Raw genomic sequence first — 21060 nt, 5'->3', positions numbered from 1 at the left:
GGCTTTTCTATCAGACAGTTACCGAAGAAAGAGAAGCATAGGTAATCATCAAGAAACAAGAATTCTATTAGATTGGGTTTCGGTAAGATCATACACTAAAACGAACAAAGGAATGGAGCACAAGGATAACAATGCCCGCAGAGACTTTTTGAAGAAAGCTGTTATGGGAACAGTTGGTTTGTCTATGATGGGCTTTAGCGCCAGGAGCTACGGCAACATAATGGGCGCCAACGACAGGGTAAGAGTCGGGGTCATTGGATTTTCCGATCGTTTCAAGCACTCCCTGTACCCGTCGTTCATGGAGCATGCGAAGGGGATGAATTTCGAGTTTGTGGGGGTGTCTGATATCTGGAACCGCCGCCGCGACGAGGCGGAAGCCTATATGAAGGAGAAGCACGGCATCAAGCTCAAGAAGTACCGCAACAACGATGAGTTATACTCGAAAAAGGACATTGACGCGGTTATCATCAGCACCGCGGATTTCCAGCACGCCCTGATGGGCGTAGAGGCTGTGCGCAACGGCAAGGATGTATACCTGGAGAAGCCGATGGCGGAGACGATGGAAGATGCCCGCGCCATCCTGAAGGCAGTGGAGGAAACAGGCAAGATCGTGCAGATAGGCTCCCAGCGCCGGAGCGCGCCCAACTACATCGCCGCCAACGAGTACATCAAGTCAGGTAAATTCGGGGACATTAAAATGGTGGAGATGACCTGGAACGTGAACCAGCCGGGCCGCTGGAGAAGGCCTGAACTGGTGAGCCAGATCCGGAAAGAAGACACCGACTGGGACCGCTTCCTGATGAACCGCCCGAAGGTAGCCTGGGACCCGCGCAAGTACCTGGAATACCGCCTGTTCTGGCCCTATTCTTCCGGGATACCAGGGCAGTGGATGTCGCACCAGATTGACACCGTGCATTGGTTTACCGACCTGGAGCACCCGCGCAGCGTGGCGGCCAACGGTGGCATTTATATGTGGAACGATGGCCGGGAAAACCCGGATACCCTAACAGCGGTGTTTGACTATGGCCCGGAGAATGACAAGTCAAAGGGCTTTCAGGTTGTGTACTCTTCCCGCTTCAGCAACTCAGCCGGCGGCGTGAAGGAGCTGTATTACTCCAACGGCGGTATGCTGAACCTTGATACCAACAAGATCACCTCGGAGGGGGGACTGACCCAGAACATGGCCGACGACATGGGAATGAAGCCGAACCTGCTGCCGGACTATACCCTGCCTAACCAGGCCACGGTGTCCACGGACGCCAACACGGGCGGAGACCCGATGACCTCGCTGCATATGCGGAACTGGATGGAGTGCGTGCGGAGCCGCAAAACACCCAACGCTTCTGTCAGGGCCGGCTACAACCACTCCATTGCCAACATCATGACACGGGTAGCCATGGAAACAGGCAAGCGTGTTACTTTCGATGATGCGAAGCAGGACGTGGTGGCGAGTTAAGAACCTGGGGCTACTATGCTTTACAGTACTTCCTGTACAGCTTGAAGGCTGAACGTCGCTGTTTTAATACGGTTTATATATAGCTTATGTATGCCTTATATCTAAGCTATATATAAGGCTGCTGTTAATGCTCGTAGCTGATATGGAAATGAAAAGGATAATGAACCTGGCATCGTTGTTTCTGGTTGTCGCTTGTGCATGGAGCGTTCCGGTAGATGCATCGGGCCAGTCAAAAAAGAACCGTTTCCAGCTAACCGAGCGTAAGCAGGGCAAACGGGTTGATGTAACAGTGGATGGTAAGCCCTTTACGTCTTATATATACCCCGATGAGGTAAAGAAGCCGGTCTTATATCCCATCCGGACAGCCAAAGGCACCCTTATCACCAGGGGCTGGCCTTTGGATCCGAGGCCGGGCGAGCGGGTGGATCATCCGCACCACGTCGGCTTGTGGTTTAACTACGGCGATGTCAACGGCTATGACTTCTGGAACAACTCCAATGACACCGGCAGCCACAAAGGGCCATTCGGGACCATCCGCCACCGCAGCGTGGACCAGATGTCGGGCGGTGATGACAAAGCGGAGCTGGTGGTCAGCTCTAAATGGCAAAAACCCGACGGCACCCCCCTTTTGCTTGAGACCACCAGGTATGTGTTCAGCGGCGAAGGGGACACCCGGATAATAGAGCGGGTCACCACGCTGAAAGCCCTGCAGGAAGACGTCCTGTTCAGGGATAACAAAGAGGGCCTCATTGCCTTGCGGCTCGCCAGGGAGCTGGAGCACCCCTCCACGCAACCCGAGATATTCACAGACGCCAGCGGAAAGGCCACCTCTGTGCCCCGTATGGAAAACGAAGGCATCACGGGCATGTACGAAAGCAGTGAAGGGGTTAAAGGGGATAGCGTCTGGGGCACGCGTGCCAGCTGGGTAAGCCTGAACGGCAGGATCGGGCAGGAGCCGGTAACAGTAGCCATCATGGACCATCCCCAGAACATAGGCTATCCCACCTACTGGCACGCCCGCGGATATGGCTTGTTTGCGGCAAACCCACTCGGTCAGAAAGCGATGAGCAATGGGGCGCAGGAGCTTAATTTTAAACTTCGTGCCGGCGAATCGGTTACTTTCAGGCACCGGGTACTGGTACATTCCGGAGAGAACCTCGCTTCCGAGGAGGTAAATGCCGCCTACCGGAAGTTCGCTCTGAACAAATAGCGGCGGTTGCCTTCAAAAATTGCAGGGGAAGGAAGCGCATATATCTATTTCCTGTATAAGGTTTCCTTCGCGCAAATCGCATACGGAACTATGTTATATAGCCATGTGGTGTGTGCCTCCTCTTGCAGCGCTTTATATGCCTGGGGTTAGGATTAAAAATAATATATTTGAACGCAAATATGGGTCCGGAGGACAGCGGGTTACGAAAATGAGCAAACAGCCTCAACACAGATTAAAGGATATCGCTAAAGAACTAGGCGTGTCCACCTCCACCGTTTCAAGGGCCTTAAGCAATCACCCGCACGTCAGCCAGGACACGAAGGAGCGTGTGAAGCAGGCGGTGGACAAAGCCGGGTACCAGCTCAACGCGATGGCTTCCAGCCTTCGGAAGAGCAAGTCAAACATCATTGGCCTGATTGTGCCCAGAATCTCCATGTACTTTCAGTCGGCGGTTATCACGGCCATCCAGAATGAATTGCAGAAGTGTGACTATAACCTGATGATCTTCCAGTCGAATGAATCGCCGGCGCTGGAGAGACAGTTGGTAAATGTGCTGCATGCGCTGCGGGTGGAGGGGCTGATAGTGTCGTCCACGCTTTATACCGAGGACTTCTCGGCCTTCGACGTTTTCCTGAAAGCCAATGTGCCCCTGATATTCTACGACAGGGTGCCCAACGGGTACCCGGCGCATAAAATTCAGGGGGATGATTTCCAGGGAGGGTATAAGTCGACGTTGCACCTGCTGGAGAAGGGCTGCCGCCGCATTGCGCACATCAGCGGCCCCCTGAGCTGCAGCCTTTACCGCGACCGTTATGCCGGATACAAAGAAGCCCTCAAGAAATACAGCATCCCTTTGGATGAAAGCCTGGTTTTCTTCCATGAGCTGACCAAGGAGAACGCGGTGAAAACCTGTGAGAAGCTTTTTGGGGAAAAGCCATACCCGGACGCGGTGTTCAGCAGCAACGACACCACTGCTATCGCCGTGATGGAATATGCGAAGAAAATAAACCTGGATATACCGCGTGAATTGAAACTTGCGGGTTACTCCAATGACCCCAGGGCTCAGATCATGCATCCTGCCATCACATCGGTTGAGCAGTTCCCGCACGAGATGGGGCAACAGGCCGCAAGGATGATTATGGATTTGGTACGGCAGAGGGTGAATCCCGGCAGGAGCATGATCTCCCTGACGACGCCGATAGAAGTTATCAAGCGCGAATCAAGCAGCTAATAAGTTTGCGCTCTGGATTATTTATCCTAACTTAATTCAAATTAAAAAGCGCGGAAAATAGAAGAGGCACTGCTTTTTATGATTTAATCTGCAATCGATTGCGATTTTGCCTATAGCCATTACTATTGATTTAGTATATAGACATCGGTTAAAACTAAGCAGAAGAGAGGCGTGCAGGAGCTAAGGGGAGAAAGGAGGCACGACATACGTATCGATTATATTTTGTTGGCGCGGCCTCTATAGATTATGCTTTAACCTTATATCATCATCACCTGAAGAACAACACATGAGCGGAACAGAACAGTTTTCATTAGCAGGAAAAGTAATCGTGATGACCGGGGCCACCGGCATTCTGGGCGAGGCCATGTCACTGGCTATTGGCCAGGCAGGGGCCAGAGTGGCTATTCTGGGGCGCAACAAGGCGCGTGCCGACGAGCGGGTGGCTGCCATCAGGAACGCTGGCGGAGAGGCCATCGCGATACTGGGCGATGTGTTGGATGAAGCGCAGATGAATGCGGCAAAAGAGCAGGTGCTGGCGGAATGGGGAACCATCGACGGTTTGGTGAATGCCGCCGGGGGAAACATCCCCGGAGCCACCATCATGCCCGACCAGGATCTTTTTGAGGCCAGGATCGAAGACACCAAGAAGGCAGTGGACCTGAACTTGTTTGGCACCATCATCCCGACGCATGTTTTCGGGAGGGTGATTGCCGAGAAAGGAAAGGGGGCCATTGTCAATATCTCGTCTCTCACGGCGCAAAGGCCGCTCACCCGGGTGCTAGGCTATACCCTGGCCAAGAAGGCGGTGGAGGCATATACCCAATGGATGGCCGTGGAACTGGCGCTGCGCTACGGCAACGGCGTGCGCGTGAACGCCATCGCGCCCGGCGTGTTCCTGACGGAGCAGAACCGGAGCCTCCTGCTGAACCAGGATGGGAGCTTTACCGACCGGGCACAGAAGTTTATAAACAATACTCCTTTCCGGCGACTGGGAAACCCGGAGGAACTGACAGGCACGCTTATATACCTGCTAAGTGACGCTTCCCGGTTTGTGAGCGGGGAAACGATTCTGGTGGATGGCGGATTCAATGCCTTCAGCGGAGTTTAAACGGGATCAAGTTTAACCTAATCGAAAAGACATATGCCACTGTTACAAAGCTGGAGATGGTACGGACCCAAAGACCCTGTTTCCTTGGCGGACATCAGGCAAGCCGGGGCTTCCGATATTGTGACGGCACTGCACCATATACCCAACGGGGAGGTGTGGCCAGTAGAAGAGATCCTCAAGCGCAAAGCGGAAGTAGAGCGGGCCGGGTTGGTGTGGAGCGTGGTGGAGAGCGTGCCGGTGCACGAAGCCATCAAAACACAGACCCAAGGGTTCAAGCTATATATAGAGAACTATAAGCAATCGGTCCGGAACCTGGCCGCATGCGGCATCTACATCGTCACCTATAACTTTATGCCGGTGCTGGACTGGACACGGACAGACCTGAGCTACACGTTGGCCGATGGCTCAAAAGCCCTCCGCTTCGAGAAAGCCGCTTTTGTTGCGTTTGATGTGCACATCCTCCAACGGAAAAATGCTGAGCAAGACTACTCCGAAGAGGAGTTAGCGCGGGCAAGACGACGATTTGAAGGCATGAGCGGGGAGGAGAAGCAGCTGTTGCAGCGGAACATCATCGCGGGCCTGCCCGGTAGCGAGGAGAGCTTCACGCTGGGGCAGTTTCAGCAGGCGCTGGACGCTTACGCGGGCATTGACGCGGAAAAGCTGCGGCGGCACCTCATCTACTTCCTTCAGGAGGTGGTGCCGGTGGCAGAGGAGGCAGGGGTGAAGCTTGTGATTCATCCGGATGACCCGCCTTACAGCATTCTGGGGTTGCCACGGGTGGTGAGTACCGCCGCCGATATAGAGGCCCTGGTGCAGGCCGTGCCGTCGCTGAGCAACGGGCTTTGCTTCTGCACAGGATCGTTCGGGGTGCGGGCCGACAACGACCTGCCGGCGATCGTGCGGCAGTTTGGCGACCGTATCAACTTTGTCCATTTGCGGAGCACACAGCGTGACGCAGAGGGAAACTTCTATGAGGCCAACCACCTGGAGGGTGATGTGGACATGTACGCTGTGATGAAGGAACTTATTGCCATCAACCAAGGGCGGGAGCAGCCTATTCCGTTTCGTCCCGACCACGGACACCAGATGCTCGACGACCTGCACAAAGTCACTAACCCGGGTTATTCCGCCATCGGCAGACTCCGGGGGCTGGCAGAGCTACGGGGATTGGAGATGGGGATACAAAAATCAATGAACACCATATGAGTACTCCTATGAACGAAGAAACCATAGCGGCGCCCGCTGCCGCAGTACACACGCAAAAAAAGCCTTTGAATAATTTCCTAGGCGATGATTTCCTGCTGCAGACAGAGACGGCAAAGCAGCTGTACCATTCCTACGCCAAGGACCTGCCCATTGTCGATTACCATTGCCACCTGTCGCCGCAGGCGATTGCGGAGAACAAACCCTTTGCCAACATGACGGCTATATGGCTGGCAGGGGATCATTACAAATGGCGGGCCCTGCGCACCCTGGGTATCGATGAAAAGTATATAACCGGCGATGCCACGGACGAGGAGAAGTTCATGACCTGGGCAACGGCCCTGCCCTATACCATGCGTAACCCGCTGTACCACTGGGCGCAAATGGAGCTGAAAGATCCTTTTGGCGTAACGGAGCTGTTGACAGAGGCAAATGGCAAGGCCATATATGACCAGTGCAACCAACTGCTTCATAACCCTGCCTTTACCCCACAAGGATTACTGGAGCACTTTAAGGTGGAGATGGTGGGCACCACGGACGATCCGGTCGATAACCTTGCCTATCACCAGCAGATCGCCGCTTCTGATTTCAAGGTGAAAGTGCTGCCGTCTTTCCGGCCCGACAAGGTGCTGAACCTGGCAGGAGGGGAGGCCTTCAGAGGCTATGTCCAACAACTGTCGGATGCCAGCGGTGTAGCAATAAACAGCATTGAAACGCTGCTGGAGGCACTGCGGCAGCGCGTGGACTTTTTCCATGCCAACGGCTGCCGCGTCTCCGACCACGGCCTGTCCTTTATGCCTTATTCGGACAAGCAGAGCGGAAGGCTCGAAGAGGTGTTCGCTTCGGTATTAGCCGGAAACGATGAAGAGGCCGGCATATATGAGCAGGAGTTTGCCACCATGGTCTTGCGCGAGCTTTGCAGCATGTACCACCAGCATGGCTGGGTGCAGCAGTTTCACTTGGGTGCGCTCCGGAACAACAATACCCGCATGCTGCAGACCAACGGCCCCGACACGGGATATGACTCCATAGGTGATTTTCCGCAAACGGCCAGCATGTCTGCTTTTTTCAATGCGTTGGAGGCGGAAGGGCAGCTCACCAAGACCATCCTCTATAACCTAAACCCTGCCGACAATGCTGCCTTCGCCGCTATGACGGGCAACTTCCAGGGCGGCGGCATGAAAGGCAAGATACAGTTCGGCTCGGCCTGGTGGTTCCTCGATCAGTTGGATGGCATGAAAGACCAGATGAATGCGCTCTCCAACATCGGCCTCATCAGCTGCTTTGTGGGCATGCTCACCGATTCACGCTCTTTCCTTTCATATTCCCGGCACGAGTATTTCAGGAGGCTGCTCTGCAATATGTTCGGCGACGACGTAGAGCAAGGACTGTTGCCGGCTGATATCCCTTGGATCGGAAAGATGGTGCAGGACATCTGTTACTACAACGCGAAGAACTATTTTACTTTTTAGCACCCTTCGCCCCTCCTGAAAACTAAAAGGTTAAAGTTAGGATGCTCTTCCAGCGCTGTTGCTGCGACTATATATAGCACTTTGAAGGAGCGAGATTGGCACAAGGAATGGCAGGAGGTATAAGAAGCTTTAAAATATAATTCAGCATAAACGATGGATAAAAAAGTTATACGGGCCGGTATTGTAGGCTCCGGCTTTGCTGCCAGGTTTCATTATGAGGCCCTGCAACGGGTTTTCAGCGCCAAGGTAGAGCTAGTAGGGGTATACTCTGTTACAACGGCCAACTTACAGGAGTTCACGGAGGCCAGGGGCTTAAAAGCCTTTTCGAATCTCCAGGAGCTGATCGAACAAAGCGATGTCCTGCACGTGTGCACGCCGCCCGTCACCCATGAGCCGATCGTAATCGAGGCTTTGCGGCAGCACAAGCACGTGATTGTGGAGAAGCCGTTCACCGGGTACTTCGGCGATGGGAGCGAGGACTTTAACGGCGATACCTTCTCCCGGGAAAAAGGACTGGAGGAAACCCTGAAAAGCATCGGCAGGATGCTGGAGGCCGAGAAGGAAAGCGACGGCATCATCATGTATGCTGAGAACTGGGTATATGCCCCTTCGATCCAGAAAGAGCGGGAAGTCCTGGAGAAAACCGGTGCCCAGATCATCTGGATGCACGGGGAGGAGTCGCATTCCGGGTCACATTCGCTGGCCTACGGGCAGTGGAAGTTCTCCGGTGGTGGCTCAATGATCGGGAAGGGCTGCCATCCCTTGTCGGCTGCCATCTACCTGAAGCATGTGGAGGGCCGGGCGCGCAACGGCAAGGCGATCCGGCCAAAGTCCATCTCCGCACGGACGCACGCCATCACCCGCATGCCGGGTTTCAAAGACGAAGGCCATCTCAAAACTACTTATAAGGACATCGAAGACTTCGCCATGCTGCATGTCGTTTTCGAGGACGGCACCATCGCCGATGTGTTTGCCAGCGAACTCGTGCTTGGCGGCGTGCACAACTGGATTGAGGTGAACACGAGCAATCACCGGACGATCTGCAACATCAGCCCGAACAACGCCATGCAATCCTATACTCCCTCCGAGGAATATTTCAGGGACGTGTATGTGGTGGAGAAAACCGAGACTAAACAGGGGTGGTCGTCCATCTCCCCGGACGAAGGGTGGTTCTCGGGCTATCAGCATGAGATGGATGCCTTTTACAGGTCTGCCGCCTATGGCGAGCCGGTAGAAAGCAACAGCAGCCTTGCCGCAGACGTCATCGCCACCATCTATGCCGGGTATGTTTCCGCGGAAAGAAAGGGAACCGAAGTGGGTATCACGATTTTGTAAGAAGAACCCCTTACTTTAGAGCCAGGGAAACTGTAGCGTTACGCCCTGCCAGCAGCCTTGCCATATAGCCTGTACAGAAGAAGCAGGCATATATATAGGGTACCACGGCTCGAAAACATTTCAAGGGAGCCCACAGGATAAGGTTTGATGTCACTTGCCTGATGATTGGGTAATCAATCAGGCAAATGAATACGTTTCTTGTCCTGATCTTCTTGAAAACAACATTGCCAAACATGTCTTACCATTAGAACCAGTAATAGCATACCATGGGAAAAATCAAATTAAGCGAGGACGGCACGCTAAAAAAGCCCGGAACTGGGAATTACCGTTGGGTTGTCTGTGCCTTACTTTTCTTTGCCACCACCATCAATTACATCGACAGGCAGGTAATCGGCTTACTGAAACCTACCCTCGAGGCTGAATTCAATTGGTCAGAGCTGGACTATGGCTACATCATCATGTTTTTCTCGGCATCCTATGCCTTGGGGTATGTTATTTTCGGGAGTATCATTGACAGGATCGGCTCCAAACTGGGGTATTCCATTTCGGTGGTGGTATGGAGTATAGCAGCCATGCTGCATGCCGCTGCACGAAGCACGCTGGGCTTTGGCTTGGTAAGGGGGCTTTTGGGATTGGCGGAAGCCGGCAACTTCCCGGCCGCCGTGAAGGCCGTGGCTGAATGGTTCCCGAAAAGAGAGCGGGCCCTGGCAACTGGTATATTTAACTCCGGCACCAGTATTGGAGCCGTGGCCGCCCCGCTTTTGGTGCCCTGGATTCTGGGCGCCTACGGCTGGCAGGAAGCCTTCCTGATCACAGGAGCGCTGGGTTTTATATGGCTTATCTTCTGGTGGTTTCTCTACGAGGTGCCTTCGCGCCACAAGAAACTATCACCCGAAGAGTACGCGTTCATCCATATCGATAATGAGCCCGCCGTGGTGGAAACTGCCGGTTCCCTGAAATGGAGCCGCCTGCTCCGTATCCGGCAGACCTGGGTTTTTATTATCGGCAAGGTATTAACGGATCCCATCTGGTGGTTTTTCCTGTTCTGGTTGCCGTCGTACTTCGCCACCACATTTAACCTCGACCTCACCAAACCAAGTCTGCCTTTGGCTGTTGTGTACACGGCGACTACGTTTGGCAGCATTGGCGGCGGTTATTTATCCTCTTACCTGATAAAGCGGGGATGGCCCGTGCTTAAAGCCAGAAAAACAACTTTGCTGATTGTGGCTTTTGTGGTTTTGCCGATTGTGCTGGCACGGTACGCCACCGACATCTGGGTGGCCGTCGGGATCATCAGCTTGGCGGCAGCGGCGCACCAGGCCTGGAGCACCAACATCTTCACGATTGTGTCTGATATCGTACCTAAAAGAGCGGTGAGCTCTGTTGTGGGGATCGGAGGGATGTCTGGTTCAATCGCCTCTACATTTTTCCCGCTGTTTGTGGGGTGGCTGCTGAACTATTATGAGAAGCTGGGCAATATCGGTTCGGGGTACAACATCCTGTTCATCATTTGTGGCTTCGCCTACTTACTGGCATGGGGAATCATACACCTGCTGACTAAAAGCATGAAGCCTGTAGAATTATAGCCGAACATTATAGGTTCGTTTCTGGGTTGTTATTCGCTCCTATGCATTATACTGATTTTATATGCAGAAGTACTCAATGAAAAAGTTACAGTACCTGATTCTGGCCCCAACAGCTGCGTGTATGTTGTTCTACTGCCAGACCAACAAAACCACGACGGCACAGAACGACGCTGCCTCGCAGGAAAGTGCCGTGAAGCAGGAGCCGGTGACCTATGATCTGGCGTCCGCGCCTGTCGTTTCCCCGGAAGCGTCCCTTGGCCTGATGCAGGTGGCAGACGGCTTTGAAGTTAAATTAGTTGCCGCGGAGCCACTGGTCAGCACACCCGTTGCCATGACGTTTGATTACAAGGGGCGCATGTGGGTTGTGGAGATGGAAGGCTATATGCCGGACACGGTAGGGACCGGGGAGGATATCCCAACGGGAAAAGTCGTTATTCTGGAAGATACGGACAAAGACGGGGTGGCTGATGACCGGAAGGTTTTCCTGGATTCGCTGGTGCTGCCAAGGGCCATCTGCCTGATAGATGGGGGCATCCTGGTGGCCGAGCCGCCGAGCCTGTGGTACTACGAGATCAGCAACGACAAGCCGGGCAAAAAAACGCTGGTTGACGCTGAATATGCCGTCGGAGGCAATGTAGAGCATCAGCCAAACGGCCTGGTGCGGGCATTGGATAACTGGATATATAACGCCAAGTCCTCTAAGCGCTACCGAAAGGTAGGAGAGGAGTGGGTGATTGAGCCGACGCATTTCCGGGGGCAGTGGGGTATCGCGCAGGACAATTACGGGCGGCTTTATTACAACACAAATTCCGAAAACCTGCTAGGCGATTATTTCTCACCGGGATTCGGGGCTACCAATAAACATCAGCGCGGGGTGGCTGGCTTCAATGAGAAAATCGTGGCCAACAACAGGGTTTACCCGATCAGGCCGACACCCGGCGTGAACAGGGGGTATATGGAAGGCATCCTGGATGACAGCCTGCGGCTTGTTAATTTTACGGCGGCCAGCGGGCCTGTCGTGTACCGGGGTGGTTTGTTTGGGGAGGAGTATGCCTCCAATGTCTTTGTGGCCGAGCCTTCCGCCAACCTGATCAAGCGCAATATTCTGGACGAGAAAGGATATATAACCGGCGGGGAACAAGCCTACACAGAGAAAGAGTTTGTAGCCAGCGTGGATGAGCGCTTCCGCCCGGTGAGCCTTTACAATGCCCCGGATGGCGCCTTGTATGTGGTAGACATGTACCGCGGCATCATACAGCATAAAACCTACCTGACCCCCTACCTGAAGAAGCAGATCGGCAGCCGGAAACTGACACAGCCCTTGGGGTATGGGCGTATCTACAAAATCGTGCCTGAAAACAAGAAACCTGAAATGGTGATTCTGCCCGAAGATCCAGGGCAACTGGTGAAGCTGTTGGGGCATGAGAACGGATGGGTGCGCGACAATGCGCAGCAGATGCTGATTGACCGCAACTTTACCCAGGCCATCCCAGCTTTGCGACAGGCGGCAAAAGCCACCGACAAACCTTTGCTTGCGATGCACGCCCTCTGGACTCTGGAGGGATTGGGCGCCCTGCAAACAGAGGAGGTACTGGCATTGCTCCAGCAGCCCGTTTGGCCAGTCCGGATGCAGGCGCTGACCGCGCTGCCATCTGTCCTGAATCAGTCGAATTACAGGCAGTACGTGCCGGTGCTGGAGCAACTGGTGGCCAGTAACGACACGCTGGCAGCGCCCTACGTTGCGTTCATGGCAAACTATATCCATCCTTATGATAAGGCAGCATCCAGCAGCCTGCTCCAGAAAGTTGTGAAGCAGTATCCCGCCAACAAGTATGTGGCAGACGCCGTGATCAGCAACCTGTACGACCGGGAAGAAGCTTTCCAGAAGGCGATGACGGCCATTGCGCCTGATACGTCGCTGACCTTCAACAAAAGGCTGCAGCGGGTGATCACCCAGACCAGCAGTGCCAAGGCAAACCGCAGCCCGGAGGCCTTGCTGAAGGCGTTTCCGAAAGGGGCGGCCATGTTTGCCTCCGCCTGCCAGACGTGCCACGGCGCGGATGGCAATGGCGTAAAATCGCTCGCGCCTCCGCTGAATCAGTCGGAATGGGTAACCGGGGATAAAAACAAGCTGATCTCCATCGTGCTCTTCGGACTGACAGGCCCCGTGTCGGTGAATGGCCACCTATATAAAGCCCCTGAGATCAACGGCGACATGCCGGGCATTGGCTACGACAAGGACTTGTCAAATGAAAACGTGGCGCAGCTGCTCAGCTATATCCGGAAGTCGTGGCGAAACAACGCGGAGACTGTAACCGCGGAAGAGGTGAAAAGAGTGCGCGATTACCTGAAGGACCGGCAGAAGGCGTTTACCGTGGAGGAACTGAATCAATTCCCATAAAAAACATGCCTGTAAGGCCTTCGAGGCGATAGTAACGTAACACAAGCAGGTGGGCGATCAGCAAGACAAGGAATAGATTGTTGTCTTGCTGATCGCCCACCTGCTTTTTTGTGACTTTTGCCTTTTTATCCCTCTGCAGGTTTATATCATTATCAACCGAATACTGGGCACGGAGCTGTTCTATAGAACCCACCCCTGCCCCTCCAGGGAGAAATCTGCAATCAGGTTAGATAGAATAGGCATTTTTCAATTGATATTATACCATTATCAATTGAAAAATGCGCAATGAAGCTGTTCAATAATTCTGTGCGCAACTTGAACCCACCCCTAACCCCTCCGAGGAGGGGAATTTACAGTAGGTGTATAAAATTGAATGCACACGAATCATTCGATAATGGTATTAGTTTTATATCCCCTGTTGCGCACGTTCCCACACTTCACTTATATCCTTTCCGGCGCTGCTTTTACCAGTATGCAGCCACTTGCCGTCCTTTACTTCATAGTTGAAGCCCAGGCTTGCCCCAACACGGCTGGAATCCCGTGAAAAGAAGTCGATGTGCTCGGTATATTTCCCGTTTTTCGCGGTATAGGTGCCGCCCCCGGTGCCGGAGAACTCCTTCGTCTCTGTGTTAAAAGCTATCCATTGGAACCGACCATCAGACAGTACTTTAAGTGTTTTGCGCGGGCCGCGCTGCATTGGGTTTATTTTGCCATCCTCACCGGCGCGGCCTGTGATGCGCCAGGTCCCTTCTAAAGGGGTGGTGGTATTCTCCGGGGAGAGCTTTTCCCAACTTTGCTGTCTGTCGCTGTTTATCTGTAACTGCCCATTTTTCAGTGTATAAGTCAGGGAGGTAGTGGTGCCGACTGTTGCGTTATCCAGGGTGTTGTACTCAAAGTTCAGGGTCATGTTTCCGTTCGAGGCCGTGTAGGTGCCGCCATAGGTACCGATAAACTTCTTGGCAGTGGGGCTAAAATAGGCAACGGTAAAATAGCCATCCTCAAGCATAGCGACCGCCGTGGCACCTTCAGGCAGACTTGCGAACTCTGCTGTGCCGGAAGCTAACCTCCAGGCACCCGCCAGCTCTGCCTGCTGCACGTGCTCGATAGCTGATTTCCGGTCAGCCTTGTTAAAACTGAACTGCGGGAACAAGGCACACAGCATCAAAAGAAATGCTCCCAATGTGTTCGAAAGTACAACGCTCATAGTCATAGATTTTGGTTCATGCTGTTTAACGATCTTCGGGCTTACTTGTTGGCTCAGAGCGCTATATATGATCATTGGGAATGCAATGGTTTATATATGGCTTCCTATAGAAGCCTCAGCTTTCATTTTTTAAAACGATACTCTATGGGTTTCCGGTTTTCAGTTGCGATTTCGTACTGTAAATATTACACAGATTGAAAACAATATCAGCGGGAACGTGTCATATTAGCATTCTGAAATGATGCTTGTTACATGAGACTTCTACTTTTAATCTTTTTCTTTTTCCCGGCAGCGTTGGCCTTAGCGCAGACAGGGGTTATAACCGGCACTGTCCGGGATGTGAATACGCAGGAGCCGCTAATTGGTGTCTCCGTGCAGTTGGTGGAAGCGCAATTGGGAACGGTGAGCAACGAGGCCGGCTCTTTCCGGCTGGAGGATGTTCCGCTGGGCAGCTATACCGTGCAAAGTTCCTACGTAGGTTACCAGCCGGTGCGAAAGTTCAACATCAACGTCACATCCGGAAACGTGCAGATCCTCAACTTTGAGCTGGCTCCGTCAGCAAGCGAGCTGCAGCAGGTGGAGGTGGTGGCCAACCGCCGGCAGAGCGCCGCTGTAGCCGACCTGGTAACGCCCCTCTCGGTGCAAAGCCTGAGCACGGAGGAGATACGAAGCAACCCGGGCGGCAATTTTGACATTTCGAAGGTGGTGCAGGTGTTGCCTGGCGTGGCCACCAGCGGCACCGGCGGCGGCAGCCGGAACGACCTGATCATCCGGGGCGGGGCACCCAACGAAAATGTGTATTATCTTGATGGCATTGAGATTCCCCTGATCAACCACTTCACCACCCAGGGGAGCGCGGGTGGGGCCACGGGTATCCTGAATGTCTCTTTCATAGAGGACCTCAAAGTAAGCTCCTCGGCCTTCGATGCCCGGTATAACAACGCGCTCTCCTCGGTGTTCGAGTTCAGGCAGCGATACGGCAATCCCGAGCGCTTCTCCGGAAACGTGCGCCTGAGCGGCTCTGAGTTTGCCACCACCCTCGAGGGTCCAATCTCCTCCAGAACCACCTACCTGGTTTCGGCACGGCGGTCGTACCTGCAGTTCTTGTTCAAGTTGCTGGATTTGCCGATCCGCCCCAATTACTGGGATTTCCAGTACAAGGTCGACCACAAAATCGACAGAAGAACCTCGCTTTCCTTCCTCGGGGTAGGTGCCATCGATGAGTTCTCGTTTGGCGTGCCGCGCAACAGCACGCCGGAGAATGAGTACATCCTACGTTCTATCCCGCTGAACAACCAGTGGAATTATACTACCGGCGTAGCCCTGAAAAGGCTGGTAACCGACGGCTATATAAACCTGGCCGTGAGCCGCAATGCCTTTAACATCGACCTCGAAAAATCAGAAGCAAACCAAAACGGGGAGGCGAAGCAGCTAACCCTGAAGTCTACCTCGCGCGAGACGGAAAACAAACTGCGCTTGGACGTGAACAAATACCGCAACGGCTTTAAATATGCCTATGGCGTTTCGGGACAGTACGTGCAGTTCGCCAACAACATCTTCAGCGTCATTAGGCAGGAAATACGCGACGGGGACAATAACGTGGTGGAGCCCGGCCAGACGATCAACTACGACACAGACCTGGGATTTTTCCGCTACGGGGCATTCGGGCAGGTATCTAAATCTGTTTTTGATAACCGGCTGGGCCTTTCTTTGGGGCTCCGCACCGATATGAACACGTTCACCGAGACAGGGAGGAACCCGTTGAGGGCCCTTTCCCCGCGCGTAGCCCTTTCTTACCTGCTTTCAGATAAATGGACACTGAACGCCTCGTCGGGCATATACTACAAATTACCCATATATACCGTGCTGGGGTACCAGGAAAACGGGCAGTATCTGAACAAGGACGCTGCTTACACGCAGTCGATCCATTATGTGCTGGGCACTGAGTTTTTGCCGCGCCTGGACCTGCGGTTCACGCTGGAAGGGTTTTACAAGGACTACAGCAACTACCCTGTTTCCCTGCGCGACGGTATTTCGCTGGCAAACCAGGGTGGGGATTTCGGCTCAATCGGCAACGAGGCCGTGCGTACTTCCGGAAAGGGGAGGGCTTACGGGATGGAGTTTTACCTGCAGAAGAAGCTGACAGGCTCTGTGTTTTCCGTGCTTTCCTACACCTATGTGGTAAGTGAGTTTGCCGGCACCGACGGCCGTTATATAGCCAGCGCCTGGGATTACCGGCACCTGGTATCCGGGTTGCTCGGAAAGAAGTTACCCCGGAACTGGGAACTAGGAGCCAAATACCGCTTTGCCGGCGGAGCGCCCTCCACGCCATTCGACTTAGTCGCCTCGCAGCGAAATTACGGGGCGTTGGGTGTGGGCATCCTGGACTATGCCCGGCTTAATTCAGAGCGGCTGCGGCCTTTCAGCCAACTGGATGTGCGGGTAGACAAAAAATGGAACTTCAACCGCATCACCCTTGACCTGTTCCTGGATATCGCGAATGTGCTGGCCAGCAAAACGCCGGGATACGACCGTTACACCTTCCAGCGCAACGCCGATAACACCGGCTTTGCCACCACAGACGATGCAGCCTTACGCGATGACGGCAGCAACGCGATTCCACTGATCCTGAGCAACGACGACGGCAATCTGGTACCCACGCTCGGCTTTATCGTAGAGTTCTGACATTTGCCTGCCCCAATTTATATATAACTCCAAATGCCCATGAACAAAATCAGAATGTTAGCTGTGCTGAATGCGCTTTTCTTCCTGGTGCATTTGGTGCCGTCCCAGCTAATACAACTCGAACTGCTGAACTCGCAGACGATCGGCGAGGTCTCGGACAAATACCCCACGCTCTTTACACCGGCAGGAATCACGTTTGCGATATGGGGCCTGATCTACCTGGCTCTGATTATTTTTTGCATCTATCACTTGGTAAAGGCTTTCCGGGCTGACAGGGGCCATGAAGCCAACAAAGACTTACTCCGGATAGACTTTCTGTTTGTCCTCAACAACCTGGCTACCGGCGCCTGGACAATTGCTTGGGTATATGAGTGGCTAATGCTTTCCGTTATGCTGATGCTGGTGCAACTGCTTACCTTGCTCCTGATCCAGCTCAGGCTGGGCATATATGATCCATCCCGTTCGCTCGCATCCCGGTGGTTTACACAGTTTCCGCTGAGTATCTATTTCGGCTGGATTATCATTGCCACGGTTGCCAATGTCAGCGCCACGCTCGTTGGGCTGGGATGGAACGGCTTTGGGTTGAAACCGGAGCTCTGGGCGATCGGCATGGTGGCGGTGGCGACGCTGATCACCTTGTTTGTGGTGCTGAACAGGCGCAACCCTTTTGTCGGGCTGGTAACTGTTTGGGCGTTTTATGGCATCGTACTGAAGCATCAGCAGACCGATTTTACCGGTAGCCCCGCCATCCGTACCTCCGCATGGATCGGGCTGTTGCTCGTGGCGTTGGTCGTGCTGTTGCAGCTGTACCGGAACGCGCAGACCAAAACTATTCGAACGCAAACCCGGGCTTAGGTATATAGACGCAGTATCTCCTTGCCGCCCGTCTGGCATACCGACAGGTTAGCAGGGAAAACCAGTACAGGCATATATAAATCCTGTTGCCGGATCAGCTACACAGGGTATCATTCGCTTTGATTAACTAGCGGATAATCTTGTGTTTATGCCTTAAATTATTTAAGTTGAGGTTATTCGCTTTGAGTGAGGGTACGACTATGGAGCTACTGATAAACGGGGAGAGGCATACGGTAAAGGCCGATGCGGACGCAACGCTGCTACAGGTGCTGCGCGATGAGCTCGACCTGACCGGCACCAAATATGGCTGCGGAGAAGGGCAGTGCGGCGCCTGCACCGTGTTGTCAGGTAACACCGCCGTTCGCGCCTGCCAAACACCCTTAGGTGCGGTCCAGGGCAAAGCGATAACGACCATAGAGGGACTGGCAAAGGACGGAAAGTTGCACCCGGTGCAGCAGGCGTACCTGGAGGCGGACGTTTTCCAGTGCGGGTACTGCGCCCCGGGAATGCTGATGTCTACGGTGGCATTGCTGCGGGCCAATCCAAACCCGTCGGAAGCGGAGATCATCCGGTTTATGAACGGGAATGTTTGCCGCTGCGGTACCTACCCCCGCATCCTAACAGCTATAAAAGAGGCCGCAAAAGCATAACAGAGCAAAGACTATGGAGCGAGCAAAAGATGCCGACGGGCAACAGCTTCCGGAAGGGAAGGAAAGAGGCCGGTTCAGTGAAAGCAGGCGTAACTTCTTCAAGCTTTTGGGTGGCGGCTTGGCGGTAACATTCGTGCTGCAGGACGCCTTCGCTCTTTTCTCAGACACAGACAAGGCGACTGCTATCGGGAAAGCCGCTGCCGATGAGGTAGGGGCCTGGCTCCATATAGGCGCTGACAATGCTGTGACCGTGTACACGGGTAAGGTAGAGGTGGGGCAGAACATCCGCACCTCGCTTGCGCAGGCGGTGGCAGATGAACTCTATCTACCGGTGGCTTCTATCAGCATGGTGATGGGCGACACAGCCCGCACGCCTTACGATGCCGGCACTTTTGGCAGCCGCAGCACGCCAAGCATGGGCCCACAGTTACGCAGGGCAGCCGCGACAGCCCGTGAAACTTTGTTAGAACTGGCAGCTAAAAAGTGGGGCGTCTTGAAATCCGATCTGAAAGTAGCCGGGGGAAAGGTGCTGCATCCTAAAACAAATGCGTCCATAAGCTTCGGCGAGCTCACAAAGGGAAAAGAAATCCTGAAGAATATACCGGGTGAGGTCCCGCTGATACCCGTAGACGCGTGGCGGGTGGCGGGCACTTCTGTTCCGAAAGTAAACGGAGAAGAAATCCTGACGGGCAAGCACAAGTTTGTCTCCGATATGAAGCTCCCCGGTATGCTATATGGGAAAGTATTGCGTGCCCCTTCCTTCAATGCCACAGTGCAGCGCGCTGACCTGGCAGCCGCCAAAGCGTTGCCGGGCGTGGTGGTGGTGCAGGAAGGTAATTTTATCGGGGTGGCTGCGCCTGACAGGGCAACTGCAGAAAAAGCACTGGCGGCCGTGAAGGTGATATGGAACACGACGAACCAACCGTCCCGATCAGACCTATTCGATTACCTGAAAGCGAACGCTTCGGGTGGGGGAGGCGGCAGGGGAAGCACAACAAAAGGAAACATAGAAGAAGGCATGGCTTCCGCCACTAAAACGCTCAGCGAAAAATATACTGTTGATTATATAGCCCACGCCCCCATGGAACCGCGTGCTGCCCTGGCGCGATGGGAAGACGGCCTGCTCACGGTCTGGACCGGTACGCAGCGGCCGTTTGGGGTACAGGAAGAACTTAGCCGGGAGTTCGGGTTACCGAAAGAGAAGGTGCGGGTGATCATGCCCGATACCGGCTCGGCCTATGGTGGGAAGCATTCGGGGGAGGCTGCGTTAGAGGCCGCCCGAATGGCAAGAGTCGCGCAAAAGCCCGTGAAACTAACCTGGACGAGGGAGGAGGAGTTTACCTGGGCCTATTTCAGGCCGGCGGGCCTGATAGAAGTGAGCAGCGGTGTAACGGCCGATGGTACGCTTAGTTCTTGGGAATTTCATAACTATAACTCCGGCACCTCCGGCATACAGACGCCCTATGTGGTGGCCAACCAGCAGATTCAGTACCACCCCGTAGACTCCCCTCTGAGACAGGGCTCCTACAGGGGGCTTGCTTCCACAGCGAATATTTTTGTGATTGAGTCGCAAATGGATGACCTGGCAAACCTGGTGAACATGGACCCGCTGGCGTTCCGGTTGAAGAACCTGCAGGAGCCCCGGCTGCGCGCCGTGTTCGAGGCGGCTGCCAAAGGATTCGGCTGGGGAAAATCAACCCCCGCGCAAAACCACGGTTATGGGATAGGCGGTGGCACCGAGAAGGGAGGCTTCACGGCCACTTGCGCCGAGGTGGCGGTAGACCCGCGCACCGGGGAGGTGAAGGTAATCCGTGCGACCACAGCCTTTGAATGCGGCGCGGTCATCAACCCCAAACACCTCGAGCACCAGATACTCGGGGCAGTAGTGCAGGGGATAGGCGGGGCCTTGTTCGAGGCAGTGGAGTTTGAGAACGGCAAAATCCTCAACCCGCATTTTGCGCAGTACCGGGTGCCCCGGTTCAAAGACATGCCTGCGATGGAGATCATCCAGCTCAACAGAAAAGACCTGCCTTCAGCCGGGGCCGGCGAGGCGCCTATCGTAGGCATTGCGCCTGCCATCCGGAATGCCATTGCACAGGCCACCGGCGTTAGGCTCAAATCGCTTCCCCTTGCGCCCAATGGAATGAAGGGGATGCTCGGCAGCCGTTAACAGGAAGCGAAGCGTTTTTTCTAAAACTTCTCCTTTGCTCGTATATAGATTGACCTCAATGTACCTGTTTGTAAACGTGCTGCGCTTCTGTCGGCTTCAGGGGGGCTGCATCCTTTTTTCAGGCGCTGCAACAGGAAGGGGTGGATAGTAGAAAATTGCAACTTACCGGTATCGCCTTTTTCTACATAGTAACATGCCTATATGAGGTTGCTTTCCCATTCTGACACCAAATCGTTTCGATTTTTATCAAAAAGATGAGTTTTTCTTTCTCGGGAATCAATACCAACAGGTTCAACTTCTGCAGCTAGCTGGTCACAGAGCACAGCATGCCTCATCTTTTACACGATGTGTAAGTTCTTATAAGTTTATATATACCGTTTGTGTTCAATTGGTTATGAAGGAAAGATATATCCTTTTCAGAATGCTTCTCACACCTTTTTCCTCGCACATTTCTGGCGCCATATGTAAAGCTAAATCGTCGGCCTGATCAGTTA

14 protein-coding genes are annotated in these 21060 nt (G+C 53.9%); 13 read left to right on the top strand and 1 reads right to left on the bottom strand.

What is annotated here, in order from left to right:
* Positions 1 to 112: 112 nt before the first annotated feature.
* From ABD920_RS02170 to ABD920_RS02130, 9 genes are all read left to right on the top strand, one after another.
* Positions 113 to 1456: a Gfo/Idh/MocA family protein gene (locus tag ABD920_RS02170; protein ID WP_345156503.1), complete on the top strand. Its 1344-nt coding sequence runs from the start codon at positions 113 to 115 to the stop codon at positions 1454 to 1456.
* A gap of 148 nt (positions 1457 to 1604) precedes the next feature.
* Complete coding sequence (locus tag ABD920_RS02165) at positions 1605 to 2666, top strand: DUF6807 domain-containing protein (RefSeq protein ID WP_345156502.1); 1062 nt, start codon at positions 1605 to 1607, stop codon at positions 2664 to 2666.
* A gap of 208 nt (positions 2667 to 2874) precedes the next feature.
* Positions 2875 to 3897 (top strand): LacI family DNA-binding transcriptional regulator, encoded by a 1023-nt coding sequence (locus ABD920_RS02160; protein ID WP_345156501.1) that lies wholly within the window; start codon positions 2875 to 2877, stop codon positions 3895 to 3897.
* Positions 3898 to 4183: 286 nt separating this feature from the next.
* A complete protein-coding gene (locus ABD920_RS02155; RefSeq protein WP_345156500.1) occupies positions 4184 to 5005 on the top strand; it encodes an SDR family oxidoreductase in 822 nt (273 codons plus the stop codon).
* 33 nt (positions 5006 to 5038) lie between these two features.
* On the top strand, positions 5039 to 6211 hold the full coding sequence (gene uxuA / locus ABD920_RS02150; protein ID WP_345156499.1) for a mannonate dehydratase: 1173 nt from the start codon (positions 5039 to 5041) through the stop codon (positions 6209 to 6211).
* Positions 6212 to 6219: 8 nt separating this feature from the next.
* On the top strand, positions 6220 to 7680 hold the full coding sequence (uxaC, locus tag ABD920_RS02145; protein WP_345156498.1) for a glucuronate isomerase: 1461 nt from the start codon (positions 6220 to 6222) through the stop codon (positions 7678 to 7680).
* 153 nt (positions 7681 to 7833) lie between these two features.
* Positions 7834 to 9015 carry a Gfo/Idh/MocA family protein gene (locus tag ABD920_RS02140; RefSeq protein ID WP_345156497.1) on the top strand — a complete coding sequence of 394 codons (1182 nt, stop codon included), beginning with the start codon at positions 7834 to 7836 and terminating at the stop codon, positions 9013 to 9015.
* A 266-nt stretch (positions 9016 to 9281) separates the two neighbouring features.
* Positions 9282 to 10601, top strand: a complete 1320-nt coding sequence (locus tag ABD920_RS02135) for an MFS transporter (RefSeq protein ID WP_345156496.1) — start codon at positions 9282 to 9284, stop codon at positions 10599 to 10601.
* Between the two features lie 76 nt (positions 10602 to 10677).
* Positions 10678 to 13002: a DUF7133 domain-containing protein gene (locus ABD920_RS02130; RefSeq protein WP_345156495.1), complete on the top strand. Its 2325-nt coding sequence runs from the start codon at positions 10678 to 10680 to the stop codon at positions 13000 to 13002.
* A gap of 406 nt (positions 13003 to 13408) precedes the next feature.
* On the opposite strand, the gene ABD920_RS02125 is transcribed toward ABD920_RS02130, so the two are convergent.
* On the bottom strand, positions 13409 to 14206 hold the full coding sequence (locus ABD920_RS02125) for a membrane or secreted protein (RefSeq protein ID WP_345156494.1): 798 nt from the start codon (positions 14204 to 14206) through the stop codon (positions 13409 to 13411).
* Positions 14207 to 14458: 252 nt separating this feature from the next.
* Between ABD920_RS02125 and ABD920_RS02120 the strand changes: the two genes are divergently transcribed.
* The 4 genes from ABD920_RS02120 to ABD920_RS02105 all read left to right on the top strand — a co-directional run bounded on the left by ABD920_RS02120 (position 14459) and on the right by ABD920_RS02105 (position 20566).
* Complete coding sequence (locus tag ABD920_RS02120; protein ID WP_345156493.1) at positions 14459 to 16891, top strand: TonB-dependent receptor; 2433 nt, start codon at positions 14459 to 14461, stop codon at positions 16889 to 16891.
* 39 nt (positions 16892 to 16930) lie between these two features.
* Positions 16931 to 17746 (top strand): hypothetical protein, encoded by an 816-nt coding sequence (locus ABD920_RS02115; RefSeq protein WP_345156492.1) that lies wholly within the window; start codon positions 16931 to 16933, stop codon positions 17744 to 17746.
* Positions 17747 to 17946: 200 nt separating this feature from the next.
* Positions 17947 to 18396, top strand: coding sequence for a (2Fe-2S)-binding protein (locus ABD920_RS02110; RefSeq protein ID WP_345156491.1), 450 nt, complete (start codon positions 17947 to 17949; stop codon positions 18394 to 18396).
* A gap of 13 nt (positions 18397 to 18409) precedes the next feature.
* Entirely contained in the window at positions 18410 to 20566 is a 2157-nt protein-coding gene (locus tag ABD920_RS02105) for a xanthine dehydrogenase family protein molybdopterin-binding subunit (RefSeq protein ID WP_345156490.1), read from the top strand.
* Positions 20567 to 21060: the final 494 nt, after the last annotated feature.

It is taken from the genome of Pontibacter saemangeumensis (assembly GCF_039541895.1).
Lineage (GTDB): Bacteria > Bacteroidota > Bacteroidia > Cytophagales > Hymenobacteraceae > Pontibacter > Pontibacter saemangeumensis.
Note: the sequence above shows the minus strand (reverse complement) of the source record. Positions and strands in the feature narration are given on the sequence as shown.